This window comes from Mesorhizobium sp. M1078, assembly GCF_040318615.1.
Lineage (GTDB): Bacteria > Pseudomonadota > Alphaproteobacteria > Rhizobiales > Rhizobiaceae > Mesorhizobium.
In genome coordinates this window covers 1-18,050 of the sequence record NZ_JAMYMP010000026.1, presented here as the reverse complement: position 1 = coordinate 18,050, position 18,050 = coordinate 1, and the positions used below count along the sequence as shown (strand labels likewise).

The following is an 18,050-nucleotide window of genomic DNA, read 5'->3' as shown; positions in this document are numbered from 1 at the left end:
GATACCGCAATCAGCCTGTATAACGCTGGAATACCAGCGAAGCGTTGGTGCCGCCGAAGCCGAAGGAGTTGGACAGCGCCACGTCGACCTGGCGATGCCGTGGCGTGTTCGGAACAAGATCGATCGCGGTTTCGCGTTCCGGGTTGTCAAGATTGATGGTAGCTGGCGCGATGTTGTCTCTGATAGCGAGGATCGAAAAGATCGCCTCGGCGGCACCCGCGGCACCCAAGAGATGGCCGATCGACGACTTGGTCGACGACATCGAGATTTTCGAGGCGGCGTTGCCGACCAGCCGCTCGACGGCGCCGAGTTCGATCGTGTCGGCCATGGTCGAGGTGCCGTGCGCGTTGATGTAGTCGACGTCGGCGGGCGTCAGCTTGGCCCGGTTCAGCGCCGCCGTCATGCAGCGGAAGGCGCCGTCGCCGTCTTCGGCCGGTGCGGTGATGTGATAGGCATCGCCGGTCAGGCCGTAGCCGGTGACCTCGGCATAGATCTTGGCGCCGCGCGCCTTGGCGTGTTCGAGTTCTTCCAGCACCACGACGCCGGCGCCCTCGCCCATGACGAAGCCGTCACGGTCGCGGTCATAGGGACGCGAGGCCTTCTCAGGCGTGTCGTTGCGGTCGGTGGACAGTGCCCGGCAAGCAGCGAAGCCGGCAAGCGATAGTCTGGTCACCGGCGATTCCGCGCCGCCGGCCAGCATCACGTCGGCATCGCCGAAGATGATCAGCCGGGCGGCATCGCCAATGGCGTGCGCGCCGGTCGAGCAGGCGGTGACGACGGCGTGGTTGGGGCCTTTCAGCCCATGCCGGATCGATACCTGGCCAGATACCAGGTTGATAATGTTGCCGGGAATGAAGAATGGACTGATACGGCGCGGTCCGCGCTCTTTCAGGATGATAGCGTTCTCGGCGATGCCCTCGAGGCCGCCAATGCCGGAGCCGATCATGACGCCGGTGGCGCAGCGCTCGGCTTCGGTGCTGGGCTCCCAGCCGGAATCCTTCAGCGCTTCGTCGGCGGCCGCAATCCCGTAAAGGATGAAGTCGCCGATCTTGCGCAGTTCCTTGGGCTCGAGCACGGCTTCGGGATTGAGCGTGCCGTTGGTGCCGTCACCGCGAGGAATGACGTGGGCGATCTTGCAGGCAAGATCTTCCACTTCGAACTCGGTGACGCGCTTGGCGGCGCTGCGGCCGGTCAGAAGTTCCTTCCAGCTGTGCTCGAAGCCCATGCCGAACGGCGAAACCAGGCCAAGGCCCGTGACGACGACACGCCTCATCGCAGGTCCTCCCCGGTGATGACTGCGGATAGTGTCAGGCCGAAGCCTTGTCGATGTACTTCACGGCATCGCCGACGGTCAGGATGGTCTCGGCCGCATCGTCCGGAATCTCGACGCCGAACTCTTCTTCGAACGCCATGACGAGTTCGACCGTGTCGAGGCTGTCCGCGCCCAGATCATCGATGAAGCTCGCCTGCTCGGTCACCTTGTCGGCATCGACGCCAAGATGTTCGATGACGATCTTCTTGACGCGCTCTGCGGTGTCACTCATTTGGGGCATCCTCGTCTTTTGTTTGTCTGTCTTCGTTAGCGGGCAGAATGCCGCTAATCAAGCTGAAAGATGGTCCTGCCGGAAACGCAACGATGCCGGACCGGTTTTTGCCCGAACCGCCGGGTTGCGGGCCGCATTACACGAAAAATGGCCGAGGTCCAAGGCGAAATGGTCTCTTTTCACAAGCCGGCCATGTCTTCTTATCACCCGACAATATCCCGTCAGATCATGGCCATGCCGCCGTTGACATGGATGGTCTGGCCGGTGACGTAGGCTGCCTCGTTGGAGGCGAGATAGGCGACGGCCGACGCCACTTCAACACTCGTGCCCATGCGGCGCGTCGGGATCGCGGCCATTACCGCGTCTTTCTGCTTGTCGTTGAGCTTGTCGGTCATGGCCGATTCGATAAAGCCCGGGGCGACGCAGTTGACAGTGATGCTGCGGGTGGCGATCTCCTGCGCCAGCGACTTGGAAAAGCCGATCATGCCGGCCTTGGAGGCGCAATAATTGGTCTGGCCAGGATTGCCGGTGACGCCCACCACCGAGGTGATGTTGATGATGCGGCCATGGCGGCGGCGCATCATCGGATGGGTCAGCTCGCGGGTCAGCCGGAACACGGCAGTGAGGTTCACCTCCAGCACGCTGTCCCAATCCGCGTCCGCCATGCGCACGAACAGGCCGTCCTTGGTGATGCCGGCATTGTTGACCAGTATGTCGACGCCTTCGAGTTCGGCTTCGGCCTTCTGGCCAAGCGCCTTGACCTCGTCACGGTCGGCAAGATTGGCCGGGAACAGCTTTACCCGGTCGCCGAGTTCGCCGGCCAGGGTCTCCAGTTTCTCGATGCGGGTGCCGTGCAGGCCGACAATGGCGCCTTGCGCATGCAGCACCCGGACAATCGCCTCGCCAATGCCGCCCGATGCGCCGGTGACGAGCGCCTTGCGGCCGGTCAGTTCGAACATTTTCGTCTCCTGATCTTAAGAGAACACCCTTCCCACGGGAGAGGTTGAATCGCCAGTGGATTATGCAAGCGCGGCCAGCGCCGCCTCGACTTCGGCCGGCGTGCCGACGGCCGATGTGGTGATGTCGCGGCTGATCCGCCGCGCCAGGCCGGAAAGCACCTTGCCGGCGCCGATCTCAAAGAGCGTGGCGACGCCATTGGCGCCGAACCACTCCACCGTTTCGCGCCAGCGCACGCGGCCGGTGATCTGCTCGACCAGGCGGCGCGCGATCTCGTCGGGGTCGCGGGTCGGGGCTACAGTGACGTTGGAGACGACGGGCACGACCGGTGCATTCTTGGTCACGCCCGCCAGCGCCTCGCGCATGACATCGGCCGCCGGCGCCATCAGCGCCGAATGGAAGGGTGCGGAGACCTGCAGCATCAGCGCCCGCTTGGCGCCCTTTTCGGTGCACAGTTTCGCGGCGAGTTCCACCGCCGCCCTGGCGCCGGAGATCACCAGCTGGCCGCCGCCATTGTCGTTGGCGATCTGGCAGACCTGGCCGGATCCCGTTGCGGCCTCGGTGCAAGCGGCTTCGACGTCGGGCTGTTCCAGTCCGATGATCGCCGCCATGGCGCCCTCGCCGGCCGGCACCGCCGCCTGCATGGCGTTGCCGCGGATGCGCAGCAGCCGGGCAGCATCGGCGACCGAAACGAAACCGGCCGCGGCAAGGGCGGAATATTCGCCGAGCGAATGACCGGCAACGTAGGCAACCTTGTCCTTCAGCGAAAAGCCGCGCGCTTCCAGCGAGCGGATTCCCGCCAGCGAGACCGCCATCAGCGCCGGCTGGGCATTGGCAGTCAGGGTCAGCGCCTCTTCCGGGCCTTCCCAGATCAGTTTCGACAGCTTTTCGCCCAACGCATCATCGACTTCCTCGAACACCCTGCGTGCCTCGGGGAAGGCGTCGGCGAGGTCCTTGCCCATGCCGACAGCCTGGCTGCCCTGTCCCGGAAAGGTGAATGCGACGGCCATTTGGGCGCTCTCCAGCGGCTGATTTTTCCTGCCTGTGACGCAAGGCGGACCGTCAAGTCAAGCCCGGAGGCGGCATTTCCGCTCTCGCTTGAACCGGAGCTGACCTCGAGTCCCTGTTCCCAAAGGCTTTTTGCCGATCACACCTGATGAAAACCGCTCACGAATCGTTTGCTGGCTCTTCTTATTTTCGCCACAGGCGCTAGCTTTTGCATGACAGTTCTATGACAGAACGGTGGCGCGAGTGGAAATGCGCGTTGCTTGGGCCGGGGGAAGAGACGTGGCTAGGATCAGGAAGGGCGCGGCCGTACCCGCGCCACAGTTCTTGGAAGACGATCCGTCCACCGGCTACCTGCCGGGGCGCAGATGGCCGGTCATCCGCTACGGTCTGGTCACGCTGCTTGCCTCCGCCATCCTGGTGTTCGCCATCGAATGGATCGTGCGCGGCGACTTCTTCGGCACAGTCGACTTCTTCCTGCAGCCATTCAAGCCGGGCTGGACCACCATCATTGTCTTTGCATTGGTGCTGATGGGACTGGACGCCGTGCTTGGCCGCAGTCACCAGAGCCTGATGATCGTGGCGCCGCTGACGCTGGCGCTGGCCTTTGTCGGGCATCAGAAGTCGCATTATCTCGGCGATCCGCTCTACCCAACCGATTTTCTTTATTCGCGCCAGATCATGGCACTGATGCCGCTCCTGGTGCGCGAGCGGCCCTGGACGGCGCTCGCCATGGCGGTCGGCATCGTCGCCGGCCTGTCGCTGCTGATCTATGGCTGGCGGTTGTGGCGCCGCAAGGTTCCGATCCTCAGCCGCAAAGGGCGGCTGGCGCGGCTGACGCTGGCAGTGCCGCTGCTCGCCTTCTTCGTCTCGATCATGGACTACGCCACCTTCTCGTGGACCCGCGACCGGCTGCAGATCATCCCGATCATGTGGGACCAGAAGGAGAACTACGCCTCCAACGGGTTTGCGCTGGCCTTCGCGCTCAACGTGCCGATGGCGCATGTCTCGGCGCCGGCGGGCTATTCCGACAAGGCGATCGACGCGATCGACAGGCCTGCTGTGGCGGCCTCGGTACCGGATGAGAAACCCGACATCATCGTGGTGATGAGTGAATCTTTCTGGGATCCGACCAAGCTGCCCGGCGTCACAATCACGCCTGACCCGATCCCCAATGTGCGGGCGCTGCGTTCCGGCTATATGTTCTCGCCGGAATTCGGCGGCATGACCGCCAACATCGAATTCGAGGCGCTGACCGGCTTTTCCAATGCCTTCCTGCCGGCGGGCTCGATCCCCTATCAGCAATATGTGCGCACGCCGACGCCGTCGCTGGCGACCTTCCTGAAAAGCGAGGGATACCGGGCGCGCGCCATCCATCCGGGCACCAACTGGTTCTGGAACAGGGGCGCCGTCTATGCCGATTTCGGCTTCAACGATTTCCGCTCGGAAGAGACGCTGCCGCCACTGGAAAAGCGCGGGCCGCTGGCTTCCGATGCCTCGATGACCGACGAGATCATCGCAGAGGCCGACGCCAGCGAGCGGCCGGTGTTCTTCTTCGCCGTCAGCCTGCAGAACCACGGTCCCTACGAGCCGTACCGCTATTACAATCCGACCCACAAGGTCGCGGCGCCGATCAGCACATGGGCGCGGGAATCGCTGCTCAGCTACGCCGAAGGCTCCGCCGATGCCGACCGTGGCCTCGAACGATTGATCGAATGGGCGAAGAAGCGCGAGCGGCCGACGGTCATCGCCTTCTTCGGCGACCATCTGCCGCCGCTCGGCCCCGTCTATGTCGAAACCGGTTACCTGAAGGACAATGTCGCGCCGCGCAAGGAACCGACGCCGGCGGCGGCACTGGAGCATCATCAGACGCCGCTGGTCATCTGGTCTAACCGCACCGGTCCGGCGCAGGATATGGGCGCCGTGAGCCCGGCCTTCCTGCCCTACCATATCCTTACCACGGCCGGGATCACGCACCCCTACTACACCGGCTTCCTGGGCGCGCTGCGCGAACGCTATCGCGTCGTCGACCGCAATCTGCTTTTGACACCGTCAGGTGAGGCCACGCCGGACTGGGCGCGGCAGAAGGACGTTGATCCGGCGATCAACGATTACCGCTTGCTGCAATACGACATGATGTTCGGCAAGCGTAAGGCGGCTCCGGACTTCTTCCCCGAAACGATCAACGGTGGTACCCCGCATACGAGTTGATGCCTGGTATTTTTCCAACCCTGCGACGCCAGGACGCTGTCCGGAGCATGCGTTACCCTTGCCTTCCAGCCAATTTGCTATATAGACGCCCGCAATCTGCCGGTCCTTGCTGGGGGCTGAACGGAGGGCCGGAGGTTTTACCCAAAACCTTCGTGTGAAGCCAGAAGCGCTTCCGCCTCCCGTGTCTCCGCTCTCGACCGTCTCGAAATGCTCCTTTCTTCCCCGCCCCCTCGGGACCAGCGGGTCAGAGAAGTTGCAGAGGCTTTGCCGCGAGGATCCGGGAGAGAAACGAAGAAAGGCACTGAACCACTATGGCTCTATACGAACATGTGTTCCTTGCCCGGCAGGACCTCTCGCAGCAGCAGGTCGATGCGCTTGTCGAACAGTACAAGGGCGTTATCTCCGCAAATGGCGGGTCCGTCGGCCGGGTCGAGAACTGGGGACTGAAGTCCCTCACCTACCGGGTCAACAAGAACCGGAAGGCTTACTACACGCTTATGGACCTCAACTGCCCGCCGGCAGCGCTCAACGAGATGGAGCGCCAGATGGGCCTGTCCGAGGACGTGCTGCGTTTCCTGACCGTCAAGGTCGAGGCGCATGAGGAAGGCCCGTCGGCCATGATGCAGAAGCGCGAAGAGCGCTCGGAACGCGGCGGCTTCGGCGACCGCGACCGTGGCGATCGTGGTCCGCGCTCGTTTGGCGACCGTGACCGCGGCGACCGTGGCGATCGTCCGCCGCGCTCATTTGGCGACGCCGGTGGCGATCGTGGTCCGCGCCGTCCGCGCGAAGGCGTTGAAGGAGGTGCAGAATAATGGTCGACATCAATCAGATCCCGACCCGGCGCCCGTTCCATCGCCGCCGCAAGACCTGCCCGTTCTCCGGCGCCAACGCGCCCAAGATCGACTACAAGGACGTGCGTCTTCTGCAGCGCTACATTTCCGAGCGCGGCAAGATCGTGCCGTCGCGCATCACCGCCGTCAGCCAGAAGAAGCAGCGCGAACTCGCCAAGGCGATCAAGCGCGCCCGCTTCCTCGGCCTGCTGCCCTACGTGGTTCGCTAAGATCTCCGAAGCAGGCGGTTCGCCGCCTGCTTCCTTCTCCCACGGCGACGGGCGCCGCAGGGGTAATGCGATGATGCATGTCGTTGTCCCAAAACCGGGACCACTTTTGGCGACATGCATTGAAATCCCGAGTTGAGGTGAAAAGCCTCTAACTGCCGCGACAGGCAGGACAGCGACACCGGCGCCAAGGCGCTCAGAGCTTCCTGACCTGTTCCATTCAATTCGGCGCCGATCCCGCGGTCGGTGCCAGACGAAGGAACAAGACCATGCAAGTGATTCTTCTCGAACGCGTTTCCCGCCTCGGCCAGATGGGCGATACCGTCAAGGTCAAGGACGGCTTTGCCCGCAACTTTCTCTTGCCGCAGGGCAAGGCGCTGCGCGCCAACGAAGCCAACAAGAAGAAGTTCGAAGGGCAGCGCGCGCAGCTCGAAGCGCGCAACCTCGAGCGCAAGTCGGAAGCCAGCCAGGTTGCCGAAAAGCTCGACGGCAAGAGCTTCATCGCCGTGCGTTCGGCCGGCGAGACAGGCCAGCTCTACGGTTCGGTGTCGACCCGCGACATCGCCGACCTGCTGACCGCCGAAGGGTTCTCGGTCAACCGCAACCAGATCCAGCTCAACCAGCCGATCAAGACTATCGGCGTCACCAATGTGGCGATTGCGCTGCATCCGGAAGTCGAGGTCACCATCAGCCTCAACATCGCCCGCACGGCCGACGAAGCCGAGCGCCAGGCCAAGGGCGAGACGCTGACCACCGCCGAAGCCATCTATGGCGACGACATCAACGACAACGCACGGCCGGAGAACTTCTTCGACCCGAACACCGAGTTCGAAGGCGGCGAAGAAGACAACGCCTGATCCCGCACGGGGCCTGATCGGGAAGCGAGGGGAGCAGCGCTCCAATCACTTCCTCGTCATCCAGCCTTTCTGGACCAATGCCCGGGCCTCTCGCCCGGGCATTTTTGTGCCAAATGGAACTTTTCGAACCCCTATATATTGTTGCAGAATTGGTCCGCCAGTCTGACCGTGAGGGGACATTTGGTGATGAATATTCTGTTGAAGCGCGTTCTCGACCGCCTGGTGCGTACGGGCAATCTGAAAGTCACCGGGCCGAAGGGCTCGACAGTGGTTTTCGGCGACGGCAGCGGCGAGCCGGTGCATATGCACATCAAGACCGCGCATGCCGAGCGCGCCATTACCTTCGATCCGATGCTGGCCGTGCCGGAAGCCTATATGGACGGCGAACTCGACATCATCGAGGGCGGCGTACTGGGTATGATGCGCATCGCCTTCCAGAACATGGGCAGCGGCGGTATCGACGCCACCTGGTCGAAGGCCATCGAGGGTCTGCGCCACGCCTTTCGCCGCCTGCAGCAGATCAACACCGCATCACGGGCGCGCCGCAACGTGCAGCGCCACTATGATTTGTCGGGTGACCTCTACCGGCTCTTCCTAGACGACGACATGCAGTATTCCTGCGCCTATTTCGAACAGCCGGACATGACGCTCGACGAGGCGCAGATGGCCAAGAAACGCCATATCGCCGCCAAGCTCAGGCTGAAGGCCGGCCAGACCGTGCTCGATATCGGCTCCGGCTGGGGTGGGCTCGGCCTCTATCTCGCCAAGGCTTTCGATGTCGACGTGCAAGGCGTGACGCTGTCGACCGAGCAGCACGGCGTCGCCACCGACCGGGCGCATGCGCAAGGCTTGCAGGACCGCGTGCATTTCGACCTCAAGGACTACCGCGAACTCAACGAACGCTTCGACCGCATCGTCTCGGTCGGCATGTTCGAGCATGTCGGCGTCAACCACTTCCGCACTTTCTTCGACAAGTCGGCGACGTTGTTGAAGCCCGACGGCGTCATGCTCTTGCACACGATCGGCCGCTCCGGCGTGCCGTGGGCGACCAGCGCCTTCATCCGCAAGTACATTTTTCCGGGCGGCTACATTCCCTCGCTGTCGGAGGTGATGCCGGCGATCGAGAAGTCGGGCCTTGTGGTCACCGACATCGAGATTCTGCGGCTGCACTATGCCGATACGCTGAAGCATTGGGGCCAGCGCTTTGCCGCCAACCGCGACAAGGCCAAAGCCATCTACGACGAGCGCTTCTGCAGGATGTGGGAGTTCTATCTGGCGGCTTCGGAAGCCGCCTTCCGCTGGCAGGATCTGGTGATCTTCCAGATCCAGATCGCCAAGAAGAACGACACGCTGCCGATGACGCGCGACTACATGGCCAAATGTGAAAAGGCGCTCGAAATGCGCGAAATGGGGCATCGTCAGGAGGCGGCGGCCGCCGAGCCTGCTGTCGCTAGGTCTGTGCCTGCCAGGTCCGTTGCTGTCAGGTCCGTTGCGGCCAAGCCAGCGCGCCGTCGCAAGGTGGCGGATCGCGAATAACGCCTCGATTGCGATTGCCGCTTGCCATTGACGGCTCTGACACTGAAAAAGGTCTCGTTCTCGCGAGACCTTTTTAATGACCTGCCTGCCCACCATGGCCACCACCCTTGTCGAGTTCGCCGGCGCCTCGGTGCTCGCACCACGCGGAGCCTGAGCGTGGAACTCCCCGCCTCGCTGCGACAAGGCGTCGAGCGCCTGCTCGAAACGATACCGCTGGCGGTGCTGCGCCAGGCGGCGAAGACGCTGTCTGACCGCTACCGCGCCGAATTGCGCGACGGCCGCCTGCACATGGCCGAAGAGATGGCGGTAAAAGCCTATCTGGCGACGCGGCTGCCGGCGACCTACGCGGTGGTACGGGCCGGTCTCGACGAACTCGCCTATGCGCGGCCCGATTTCCAGCCAACGAGCTTGCTCGATGTCGGCGCCGGTCCTGGCACGGTGCTTTGGGCCACTACAGACCTGTGGCCCGACCTCGAAGAGGCGGTTCTGGTTGAAGCAAGCGCCGCGGTGCGCAAGGTTGGCCAGTCACTCGCCCTTGATACCATCGCCACCAGGATGGACTGGCGCGCCGGCGACGTCACCATCGACCTCGCCGATCTCAAGCCTGCCGATCTGGTCACCTGCGCCTATGTGCTGGACGAGATCGCGCCGGCATCGCTGCCGAAGCTTGTCGTCCGGCTCTGGCATTTGACCGGCGACACACTGCTGATCGTGGAGCCCGGCACACCGGCAGGCTGGCAGCGCATCCTGGCAGTGCGCAGGCAATTGCTGGAGGCCGGGGCGCACGTGCTGGCGCCTTGTCCGCATGAGGCGCCCTGCCCGCTTGAGCCGCCCGACTGGTGCCATTTTTCGCGCCGCGTCGCCCGCTCGCGCCGGCACCGCCTGGCCAAGGACGCCGACGTGCCGTGGGAGGACGAGAAATTCATCTACGTCGCGGCGTCGCGGCAAGCCGCGCCTGTACGTCAGCCGCGCGTGATTGCGCCGCCGAAATCGGGCTCCGGCAAGGTGCTGCTCAAACTGTGCCAGCCGGATGGCGGCGCCGGCGAGACACTTTTCACCAAGCGCGAGGGCGAGCTGTTCAAGGCAGCGCGGCGGCTGGACTGGGGCGATACATTGGACGGAAGAAGCGGGTAATCACCGAGATTGTTCTTGCTCTGTTCCAACGACTCGGATAGAAGTCAGCGCCTTTCTGAGTCAACCGGAATCGGGGCGCGGAAACACTCTTCTGTGGACGGTTTGCCGCCCCTGTGAACAACGGGGCATCGAGGTTGATTGGTCGTGCGGTGATGCAGAAAGGTCAGCACCGATTTATCTCGTTCTGATATCGAGAAGCCGGGATCAAAATCGGGGACATCATGGCAGAGGCAGCGCGAAAATTCGGCGTGGCGGAGCAGCAACCGCTTTATCGTGAAGCGCCGAACAACATCGAGGCCGAGCAGGCGCTGCTCGGCGCCATCCTCGTCAACAACGATGCCTTCTACCGCGTCTCCGACTTCCTCAAGGCCGGCCATTTCTACGAGCCGCTGCACCGGAAAATCTTCGAGGTCGCGGCCGAGCTCATCCGCATGGGCAAGGTGGCGACGCCGATCACGCTGAAAACCTTCCTGCCGGCCGACGAGAAGGTCGGCGACATGACGGTGGCGCAATATGTGGTTCGTCTGGCGGTCGAAGCCGTCACCGTCGTCAATGCCACCGATTATGGCCGCGCCATCTACGATCTGGCCACGCGCCGGGCACTGATTACCGTCGGCGAGGACATGGTCAACATCGCCTATGACGCGCCGGTCGACATGGCGCCGTCCGAACAAATCGAGGATGCCGAGCGGCGGCTGTTCGAACTGGCCGAAACCGGCCGCTATGATGGCGGCTTCGAGAGCTTCACCGACGCGGTCAAGACCGCCGTCGACATGGCCAACGCCGCCTATATGCGCGACGGCCATTTGTCGGGCCTCGCCACCGGCATGCGCGATCTCGACCGCCGCATGGGTGGCCTGCAGGCGTCGGATCTGATCATCATTGCCGGCCGTCCGGGCATGGGCAAGACGTCGCTCGCCACCAACATCGCCTTCAACATCGCCGAGATGTATGAGCCGGCGCAGCAGGCCGACGGCTCGTTCAAGGCAGCCAATGGCGGCGTCGTCGGCTTCTTCTCGCTGGAAATGTCGTCCGAGCAGCTCGCCACCCGCATCATTTCCGAACAGACGGAAATTTCGTCGTCAAAAATCCGCCGCGGCGAGATTTCGGAGATGGATTTCGAAAAGCTGGTCGCCTGCTCGCAGACCATGCAGAAGATCCCGCTGTTCATCGACCAGACCGGCGGTATCTCTATCGCGCAGCTGTCGGCGCGGGCGCGGCGGCTGAAGCGTCAGCGCGGCCTCGACCTCATCGTCATCGACTATATCCAGCTGATGCAGGGGTCGAGCGCGAAATCGTCGCAGAACCGGGTGCAGGAAATCACCGAGATCACCACCGGCCTCAAGGCGCTGGCCAAGGAACTCTCCGTTCCGATCATCGCGCTGTCGCAGCTGTCGCGTCAGGTCGAAAGCCGCGAAGACAAGCGCCCGCAGCTGTCCGATCTTCGCGAATCCGGTTCGATCGAGCAGGACGCCGACGTGGTGATGTTCGTCTATCGCGAGGAATATTATCTGAAGAACCGCGAGCCGAAGCCCGGCACCGACGAGTACATCAAGTGGGAACACGAGATGAACGAGATGCGCGGCAAGGCCGAAGTCATCGTCGCCAAGCAGCGCCACGGCCCCACAGGTTCGGTCAGCCTCGCCTTCCAGGGCGAGTTCACACGGTTTTCCGACCTCGCCGAAGAGCATCATATTGCGGAGAGGTTCGAGTAGCTTTTTGGCCTACCGCAGCGCTCCGTCACACCCCCCTCTGGCCTGCCGGCCATCTCCCCCGCAAGGGGGGAGATCAGCAGCTTTGCGGACGGCGCTCATCTTGCCACGTTGGCGATTGGCGAAAGCAGCGACGATAGCCAATCTCCCCCCTTGCGGGGGAGATGTCCGGCAGGACAGAGAGGGGTGTGCAGGATCACCCTCCTTCGGTCATTTGCAGGCAGCATCACTCCATGGCTAAATCGCGCGTCCAGTTCATCTGCCAGAATTGCGGGTCGGTGCATCAGCGCTGGGCCGGTAAATGCGATGCCTGCGGCGAGTGGAACACACTCGTCGAGGAAGGCACGTCCGGCGGCATCGGCTCGGGACCGGCCAACACGCGAAATGCGCGCAAGGGCCGCGCCGTGGTGCTGACCAGCCTGTCCGGTGACATCGAGGATGCGCCGCGGATCATCTCCGGCATTGGCGAACTCGACCGCGCCACCGGCGGCGGTTTCGTGCGCGGCTCGGCGCTGCTGGTCGGCGGGGATCCCGGCATCGGCAAGTCGACGCTGCTTACCCAGGCCGCAGCAGCATTGGCGTCAAAAGGCCACCGCATCGTCTATGTCTCGGGCGAAGAGGCTGTCGCGCAGATCCGGCTGCGGGCGCAGCGGCTTGGCGTCGCCGACACGCCGGTCGAACTTGCCGCCGAGACCAATGTCGAGGATATCCTGGCAACAATAGCCGATGGCAGAAGGCCGGACCTCGTCATCCTCGATTCCATCCAGACGCTGTGGACCGACATGGCCGACTCGGCGCCCGGCACCGTCACCCAGGTGCGCGCCTCGGCGCAAGCGATGATCCGCTACGCCAAATCCACCGGTGCTGCCATCGTGCTGGTCGGCCATGTCACCAAGGAAGGCCAGATCGCCGGTCCGCGCGTCGTCGAGCACATGGTCGACGCCGTTCTCTATTTCGAAGGCGAAGGCGGCCATCACTACCGCATCCTGCGCACGGTGAAGAACCGTTTTGGGCCGACCGACGAGATCGGCGTCTTCGAGATGTCGGACAAGGGCTTGCGCGAGGTCGCCAATCCGTCGGAGCTGTTCCTCGGCGAACGCCACGCAAAATCGCCGGGTGCCGCGGTATTTGCCGGCATGGAAGGCACACGTCCGGTGCTGGTCGAGATCCAGGCGCTGGTGGCGCCGTCCACATTGGGCACGCCGCGCCGTGCCGTCGTCGGCTGGGACGGCGCACGGCTGTCGATGATCCTTGCCGTGCTCGAAGCCCATTGCGGCGTGCGCTTCGGCACCCACGATGTCTACCTCAACGTCGCCGGCGGCTACCGGATTTCCGAGCCGGCGGCCGATCTGGCGGTTGCCGCTGCACTGGTTTCGTCGCTCACCGGTCTTGCCCTTCCCGCCGATTGCGTCTATTTCGGCGAAATCAGCCTGTCGGGCGCAGTGAGGCCGGTTGCGCATGCGCAGCAGCGCCTTAAAGAGGCCGAAAAGCTGGGTTTTGGAAGTGCGGTTCTGCCCTTGGGCAGCGAGGAGGTTGTCGGGGGGATCGGGGCCGGCGCTTTCCAGCCGACCGAACTTGCCGATCTCGTCGCACGCATAGCCGGCTCACGGCGCAGCCGTGTCGACGTGGAAGATTGACGCGGCTCGCCCGAGCCGTGAAAAGACAATCTGAGTGGGGCGAAAGACATGCCGATTACGCTGCTGGACGGAATTCTCGTCGGCTTCACCCTGGTCTCGGCGATGCTCGCCATGGTTCGCGGCCTGTCACGCGAAATCCTGTCCGTCGTGTCCTGGGCGGCTGCCGCCGCGGCGGCATTCTTCTTCTACAAGCCGGTGCTGCCTTACGTTCAGCCCTATGTCGAAAGCGACAAGATCGCCATGGCGGCATCCGCCGGCATCGTCTTCCTCATCGCGCTGATCGTCGTTTCCGTCATCACCATGAAGCTTGCCGACTGGATCATCGATTCCAGGATCGGCGCGCTCGACCGTACGCTGGGCTTCCTCTATGGCGCCGCGCGCGGCGTCCTCGTCGTCGCCGTGGCGCTGCTGTTCTTCAACTGGCTGGCCGGCGCCAAGGCCCCTGCCTGGATCGCCAACGCCAAGTCGAAGCCGCTGCTCGAGACCATCGGCGCCAAGCTGGAAAGCCTGCTGCCCGAAGATCCGGAAAACGCCATCCTGAAGAAGCTCAATCCGAATCAGCCGGCAGCCGAGACGCCTCCGGCGGCCGATGCACCGGCGGCGGATGCTCCGGCAACCGGTGACGATACGCCGGCGCCCGACGACGAGACCGACGCTCCGGCCGATAACGCACCCGCGCCCGCTGCTCCGGCTCCGGCCGCGCCGGCAAACTGATACGGACGGATGGTGCCGGACAGGCGCCATCCCGGCAGTTCCGGCCTGACTACGTTGCTTTCGCGGCGCTATCGCACTATATGGCCATTTTAGCGGAGCTTGAGCCCCATGGCAGTTTCGAAGGCAGACGCGGACGACGTGCTTTCCGCCGAAGCAGACGATCATTTTCACGACGAATGCGGCGTGTTCGGCATTTTCGGCCGGCAGGACGCTGCGGCCATCGTCACGCTAGGCCTGCATGCGCTGCAGCATCGCGGCCAGGAAGCGGCCGGCATCGTCTCCTATGACGGCACGCAGTTCCATGTCGAACGCCATGTCGGCCTGATCGGTGACACCTTCACCAAGCAGCACGTCATCGACAGCCTGCAAGGCAACCGTGCCATCGGCCACACGCGCTATGCCACGACCGGCGGCGCCGGCATGCGTAACATCCAGCCTTTCTTCGCCGAACTCGCCGATGGCGGCTTCGCCGTCGCCCATAACGGCAATCTCACCAACGCCATGACCGTGCAGCGCGCGCTGCAGAAACAGGGCGCGATCTTCTCGTCGACCTCCGACACCGAGACGCTGCTGCATCTCGTTGCCACCAGCAAGGAACGCGATTTGAATTCGCGCTTCATCGACGCCGTGCGTCAGGTCGAAGGCGCTTTCTCGCTGGTCGCGATGACCTCCAAGAAGATGATCGGCTGCCGCGATCCGCTCGGCATCCGCCCGCTGGTGCTCGGCGACCTCGACGGCGCCTGGATCCTGGCCTCCGAAACCTGCGCGCTCGACATTATCGGCGCCCGCTTCGTGCGCGACCTGAAGCCCGGCGAAATGGTCGTGGTGACCTCGAAGGGCATCGAGAGCCTGTTCCCCTTCGAGCCGCAGAAGACCCGCTTCTGCATCTTCGAATATGTCTATTTCGCCCGCCCGGACTCCTCGGTCGAAGGCCGCAATGTCTACGAAGTGCGCAAGCGTATCGGCGCCGAATTGGCGCAGGAAAGCCCGGTCGAGGCCGATATCGTCGTGCCGGTGCCGGATTCCGGCACGCCGGCGGCAATCGGCTTCTCCCAGGCGGCAGGCATCCCCTTCGAACTCGGTATCATCCGCAACCACTATGTCGGCCGAACCTTCATCCAGCCCGGCGATTCGATCCGCCATATGGGCGTCAAGCTCAAGCACAACGCCAACCGCCGGATGATCGAGGGCAAGCGCGTGGTGTTGGTCGACGATTCGATCGTGCGCGGCACCACCAGCCAGAAAATCGTGCAGATGGTGCGCGACGCCGGCGCCAAGGAAGTGCATATGCGCATCGCCTCGCCGCCGACCAGCGCGTCGTGCTTCTACGGCGTCGACACGCCGGAGAAGTCGAAGCTTTTGGCATCGCGCATGTCGATCGAGGAAATGGCCGAGTTCATCCGTGTCGATTCGCTCGGCTTCCTCACCATTGACGGGCTCTACCGCGCCGTCGGCGAAGCCAGCCGCGACAATGAGCAGCCGCAATTCTGCGACGCCTGTTTCACCGGCCAGTACCCGACCCGCCTGCTCGACTTCGAAGGTCACGACAATGTGCGCACGCTGTCGCTGCTGGCGAACAACGGGGCGTAAAGCCCAACTGCTATCCTTGAAAGCGCTCGCATGACCCTCGACCTCTCCGGCCGCGTCGCGGTCGTTACCGGCGCCTCGCGCGGCATCGGCTACTTCATCGCCAAGGAACTTGCCGCCGCTGGGGCCCATGTCATTGCGGTAGCCCGGACCGTCGGCGGGCTGGAAGAACTCGACGACCAGATCAAGGCCGAGCGCGCGAAAACCGGCAAGGGCGAAGCGACGTTGGTGCCTCTCGACCTCTCAGACATGGCCGGCATCGACCGGCTGGGCGGCGCCATTCACGAGCGCTGGGGCAAGCTCGACATTCTGGTGGCCAATGCCGGTGTGCTCGGCGTCATCTCGCCGATCGGCCATGTCGAGGCCAAAACCTTCGAGAAGGTTATGACCATCAATGTCACCTCGACCTGGCGGCTGATCCGCTCGGTCGACCCGCTGCTCAGGCTGTCCGACGCCGGCCGCGCCATTCTCATGTCGTCCGGGGCCGCGCATTCGGCGCGCGCCTTCTGGGCGCCCTATGCGGCGTCGAAGGCGGCTGTGGAAGCCATGACGCGTTCCTGGGCGCATGAGACGCAGAGCCTGCCGCTCCGCATCAATGCGGTCGACCCCGGCGCCACCCGCACCGCCATGCGTGCGCAGGCCGCGCCCGGCGAGGATCCGGAAACGCTGCCGCACCCGTCAGAGGTGGCAAAACGCATCGTGCCGCTGGCGAGCCCCGAGATGAAAGAGACGGGGCTGATCTTCCAGGTCAAGAACAACCGCTTCGTCGCCTACCGGCAGCCGGAATAAACCGGGTTGTAGCGGGATTAAACAGGCCTCCAGTTACGTTTCTTCGAATGTAGGACATTCGAAACCGGAGGACCGACATGCGTAGACTTCTTCTCGTTGCCGCCGCCGCGATTGCCGCCACAGCCGGGGTGGCGCTGGCGCAAGACGCCAAGATGAGTTTCTTCGTCACCAGCGTCGGTTCCGGCAAGGGCGCCGATCTCGGCGGTCTCAAGGGTGCCGACGCGCATTGCGCCTCGCTGGCGGAAGCGGCTGGGGTTACCGGCAAGGAATGGCACGCCTATCTCTCGAGCGCCAATGTCGATGCGCGCGACCGTATCGGCAAGGGTCCCTGGGTCAACGCCAAGGGCGAGAAGATTGCCGATGACGTCGCCTCGCTGCACAGCAACGCCAACGCCATCAACAAGCAGACGGCGCTGACCGAGAAGGGCCAAGTGGTCAATGGCCGCGGCGACAAGCCGAACCGGCACGACATATTGACCGGCTCGAAGCCTGACGGCACCAAGATCGCCGACCAGACCTGCGGCGACTGGACCTTGAGCGGGGCGGAGGGCGCGGCGATGATGGGCCATCACGACCGCACCGGCCTTGATGAGTCGGCGGCGGCGAAATCCTGGAACTCCTCGCATGCCTCGCGCGGCGGCTGCAGCCAGGAGGCGCTGAAAGGCACCGGCGGCGACGGCCTGTTCTACTGCTTTGCCGCGAACTGAGAGACGTCTGGGAGCGGTTCGTTCACGGGTCTGTGATGGTCCGGCAGGTCCCTCCCCCATCGCCCTGCTTTCGCCATCAGCCGGGAGTTGCTAGGGTCGACCCGACTCCGACACCCAGCAAAGCGAGGAATTCCCATGGCTGCTCCCAGCGTAGCATTGGTCTGGTACCTGGTGATCGCCGGCCCGCAAGGCGGCATGGTGGTGCTGCCCAGCACCTTCGACACCCGCGAACAGTGCACAAACGCGATTACCGAATATCAGAAGCAGCCGACGCCGGCCGGCTGGGCGGTCAATTGCGTGCCGAGCGCCTCGCCTTTCACCGATGAGGGTGATGCGGAAGAGCCGGCGGCGCAGTAGCGTAGTCTCCCCCCTCGAGGGGGAGATGGCCGGCAGGCCGGAGGGGGTCGCCTCGCGTAGAGTGCCAACCTCCTTCCGCACAAAGGGCGTCGCGTCCAGTCGGCCCGACCCCCTCTGTCGCCTTCGGCGACATCTCCCCCTCAAGGGCATAGGCGCTAAGATAGGTATTGCCCTGCGGAATCGGGTGTGATTCTACACTGCGATGACACACGAATCGCTTGTTGATGACGGCTGGGCCGAGACGAT

The 18,050-nt window shown here is 63.8% G+C and carries 17 protein-coding genes; 13 read left to right on the top strand and 4 right to left on the bottom strand.

All coding sequences use genetic code 11. From position 1 onward, the window contains the following. Window positions 1-10: 10 nt before the first annotated feature. The 4 genes from fabF to fabD all read right to left on the bottom strand — a co-directional run bounded on the left by fabF (window position 11) and on the right by fabD (window position 3,511). A complete protein-coding gene (fabF, locus tag NKH38_RS25180) occupies window positions 11-1,273 on the bottom strand; it encodes a beta-ketoacyl-ACP synthase II (RefSeq protein WP_023685687.1) in 1,263 nt (420 codons plus the stop codon). Between the two features lie 34 nt (window positions 1,274-1,307). Beyond that, entirely contained in the window at window positions 1,308-1,544 is a 237-nt protein-coding gene (locus NKH38_RS25175; protein WP_006203723.1) for an acyl carrier protein, read from the bottom strand. A gap of 221 nt (window positions 1,545-1,765) precedes the next feature. Then, window positions 1,766-2,503, bottom strand: a complete 738-nt coding sequence (gene fabG / locus NKH38_RS25170) for a 3-oxoacyl-[acyl-carrier-protein] reductase (RefSeq protein ID WP_352763871.1) — start codon at window positions 2,501-2,503, stop codon at window positions 1,766-1,768. Between the two features lie 60 nt (window positions 2,504-2,563). Further along, window positions 2,564-3,511 (bottom strand): ACP S-malonyltransferase, encoded by a 948-nt coding sequence (fabD, locus tag NKH38_RS25165; RefSeq protein ID WP_023805665.1) that lies wholly within the window; start codon window positions 3,509-3,511, stop codon window positions 2,564-2,566. Window positions 3,512-3,788: 277 nt separating this feature from the next. On the opposite strand from fabD, the gene NKH38_RS25160 reads away from it, so the two are divergent. The 13 genes from NKH38_RS25160 to NKH38_RS25100 all read left to right on the top strand — a co-directional run bounded on the left by NKH38_RS25160 (window position 3,789) and on the right by NKH38_RS25100 (window position 17,804). Beyond that, window positions 3,789-5,717, top strand: coding sequence for an LTA synthase family protein (locus NKH38_RS25160; protein ID WP_352763874.1), 1,929 nt, complete (start codon window positions 3,789-3,791; stop codon window positions 5,715-5,717). Window positions 5,718-6,028: 311 nt separating this feature from the next. Then, a complete protein-coding gene (rpsF, locus tag NKH38_RS25155) occupies window positions 6,029-6,529 on the top strand; it encodes a 30S ribosomal protein S6 (RefSeq protein ID WP_023672722.1) in 501 nt (166 codons plus the stop codon). Further along, window positions 6,529-6,777 carry a 30S ribosomal protein S18 gene (gene rpsR, locus NKH38_RS25150; RefSeq protein WP_006203718.1) on the top strand — a complete coding sequence of 83 codons (249 nt, stop codon included), beginning with the start codon at window positions 6,529-6,531 and terminating at the stop codon, window positions 6,775-6,777. The genes rpsF and rpsR overlap by 1 nt, the downstream gene beginning before the upstream one ends. Before the next feature lie 266 nt (window positions 6,778-7,043). Then, window positions 7,044-7,631 carry a 50S ribosomal protein L9 gene (rplI, locus tag NKH38_RS25145; RefSeq protein WP_023672721.1) on the top strand — a complete coding sequence of 196 codons (588 nt, stop codon included), beginning with the start codon at window positions 7,044-7,046 and terminating at the stop codon, window positions 7,629-7,631. 186 nt (window positions 7,632-7,817) lie between these two features. Next, window positions 7,818-9,167 carry a cyclopropane fatty acid synthase gene (locus NKH38_RS25140; RefSeq protein WP_023672720.1) on the top strand — a complete coding sequence of 450 codons (1,350 nt, stop codon included), beginning with the start codon at window positions 7,818-7,820 and terminating at the stop codon, window positions 9,165-9,167. A gap of 156 nt (window positions 9,168-9,323) precedes the next feature. Beyond that, complete coding sequence (locus NKH38_RS25135; RefSeq protein WP_352763879.1) at window positions 9,324-10,301, top strand: small ribosomal subunit Rsm22 family protein; 978 nt, start codon at window positions 9,324-9,326, stop codon at window positions 10,299-10,301. A 221-nt stretch (window positions 10,302-10,522) separates the two neighbouring features. Next, window positions 10,523-12,016: a replicative DNA helicase gene (locus NKH38_RS25130; RefSeq protein WP_023731144.1), complete on the top strand. Its 1,494-nt coding sequence runs from the start codon at window positions 10,523-10,525 to the stop codon at window positions 12,014-12,016. A gap of 230 nt (window positions 12,017-12,246) precedes the next feature. Continuing rightward, window positions 12,247-13,650, top strand: coding sequence for a DNA repair protein RadA (radA, locus tag NKH38_RS25125; RefSeq protein WP_023672716.1), 1,404 nt, complete (start codon window positions 12,247-12,249; stop codon window positions 13,648-13,650). Window positions 13,651-13,698: 48 nt separating this feature from the next. Continuing rightward, window positions 13,699-14,364 carry a CvpA family protein gene (locus NKH38_RS25120; protein ID WP_023672715.1) on the top strand — a complete coding sequence of 222 codons (666 nt, stop codon included), beginning with the start codon at window positions 13,699-13,701 and terminating at the stop codon, window positions 14,362-14,364. Between the two features lie 108 nt (window positions 14,365-14,472). Beyond that, entirely contained in the window at window positions 14,473-15,954 is a 1,482-nt protein-coding gene (gene purF, locus NKH38_RS25115) for an amidophosphoribosyltransferase (protein ID WP_023672714.1), read from the top strand. A gap of 30 nt (window positions 15,955-15,984) precedes the next feature. Next, window positions 15,985-16,740, top strand: a complete 756-nt coding sequence (locus NKH38_RS25110; protein WP_023672713.1) for an SDR family NAD(P)-dependent oxidoreductase — start codon at window positions 15,985-15,987, stop codon at window positions 16,738-16,740. A gap of 77 nt (window positions 16,741-16,817) precedes the next feature. Beyond that, entirely contained in the window at window positions 16,818-17,447 is a 630-nt protein-coding gene (locus NKH38_RS25105; RefSeq protein ID WP_352763886.1) for a hypothetical protein, read from the top strand. A 135-nt stretch (window positions 17,448-17,582) separates the two neighbouring features. Continuing rightward, on the top strand, window positions 17,583-17,804 hold the full coding sequence (locus NKH38_RS25100; protein ID WP_023689120.1) for a hypothetical protein: 222 nt from the start codon (window positions 17,583-17,585) through the stop codon (window positions 17,802-17,804). Window positions 17,805-18,050 lie beyond the last annotated feature (246 nt).

What these genes read in the sequence shown, in the direction of transcription:
- NKH38_RS25120 (WP_023672715.1), top strand. Translation starts at nt 13,699, where the DNA reads ATGCCGATTACGCTGCTGGACGGAATTCTCGTCGGCTTCACCCTGGTC.
- rpsF (WP_023672722.1), top strand. Translation starts at nt 6,029, where the DNA reads ATGGCTCTATACGAACATGTGTTCCTTGCCCGGCAGGACCTCTCGCAG.
- NKH38_RS25130 (WP_023731144.1), top strand. Translation starts at nt 10,523, where the DNA reads ATGGCAGAGGCAGCGCGAAAATTCGGCGTGGCGGAGCAGCAACCGCTT.
- NKH38_RS25110 (WP_023672713.1), top strand. Translation starts at nt 15,985, where the DNA reads ATGACCCTCGACCTCTCCGGCCGCGTCGCGGTCGTTACCGGCGCCTCG.
- rplI (WP_023672721.1), top strand. Translation starts at nt 7,044, where the DNA reads ATGCAAGTGATTCTTCTCGAACGCGTTTCCCGCCTCGGCCAGATGGGC.
- purF (WP_023672714.1), top strand. Translation starts at nt 14,473, where the DNA reads ATGGCAGTTTCGAAGGCAGACGCGGACGACGTGCTTTCCGCCGAAGCA.
- NKH38_RS25100 (WP_023689120.1), top strand. Translation starts at nt 17,583, where the DNA reads ATGGCTGCTCCCAGCGTAGCATTGGTCTGGTACCTGGTGATCGCCGGC.
- NKH38_RS25140 (WP_023672720.1), top strand. Translation starts at nt 7,818, where the DNA reads ATGAATATTCTGTTGAAGCGCGTTCTCGACCGCCTGGTGCGTACGGGC.
- fabD (WP_023805665.1), bottom strand. Translation starts at nt 3,511, where the DNA reads ATGGCCGTCGCATTCACCTTTCCGGGACAGGGCAGCCAGGCTGTCGGC.
- fabF (WP_023685687.1), bottom strand. Translation starts at nt 1,273, where the DNA reads ATGAGGCGTGTCGTCGTCACGGGCCTTGGCCTGGTTTCGCCGTTCGGC.
- radA (WP_023672716.1), top strand. Translation starts at nt 12,247, where the DNA reads ATGGCTAAATCGCGCGTCCAGTTCATCTGCCAGAATTGCGGGTCGGTG.
- rpsR (WP_006203718.1), top strand. Translation starts at nt 6,529, where the DNA reads ATGGTCGACATCAATCAGATCCCGACCCGGCGCCCGTTCCATCGCCGC.
- NKH38_RS25175 (WP_006203723.1), bottom strand. Translation starts at nt 1,544, where the DNA reads ATGAGTGACACCGCAGAGCGCGTCAAGAAGATCGTCATCGAACATCTT.
- NKH38_RS25105 (WP_352763886.1), top strand. Translation starts at nt 16,818, where the DNA reads ATGCGTAGACTTCTTCTCGTTGCCGCCGCCGCGATTGCCGCCACAGCC.
- fabG (WP_352763871.1), bottom strand. Translation starts at nt 2,503, where the DNA reads ATGTTCGAACTGACCGGCCGCAAGGCGCTCGTCACCGGCGCATCGGGC.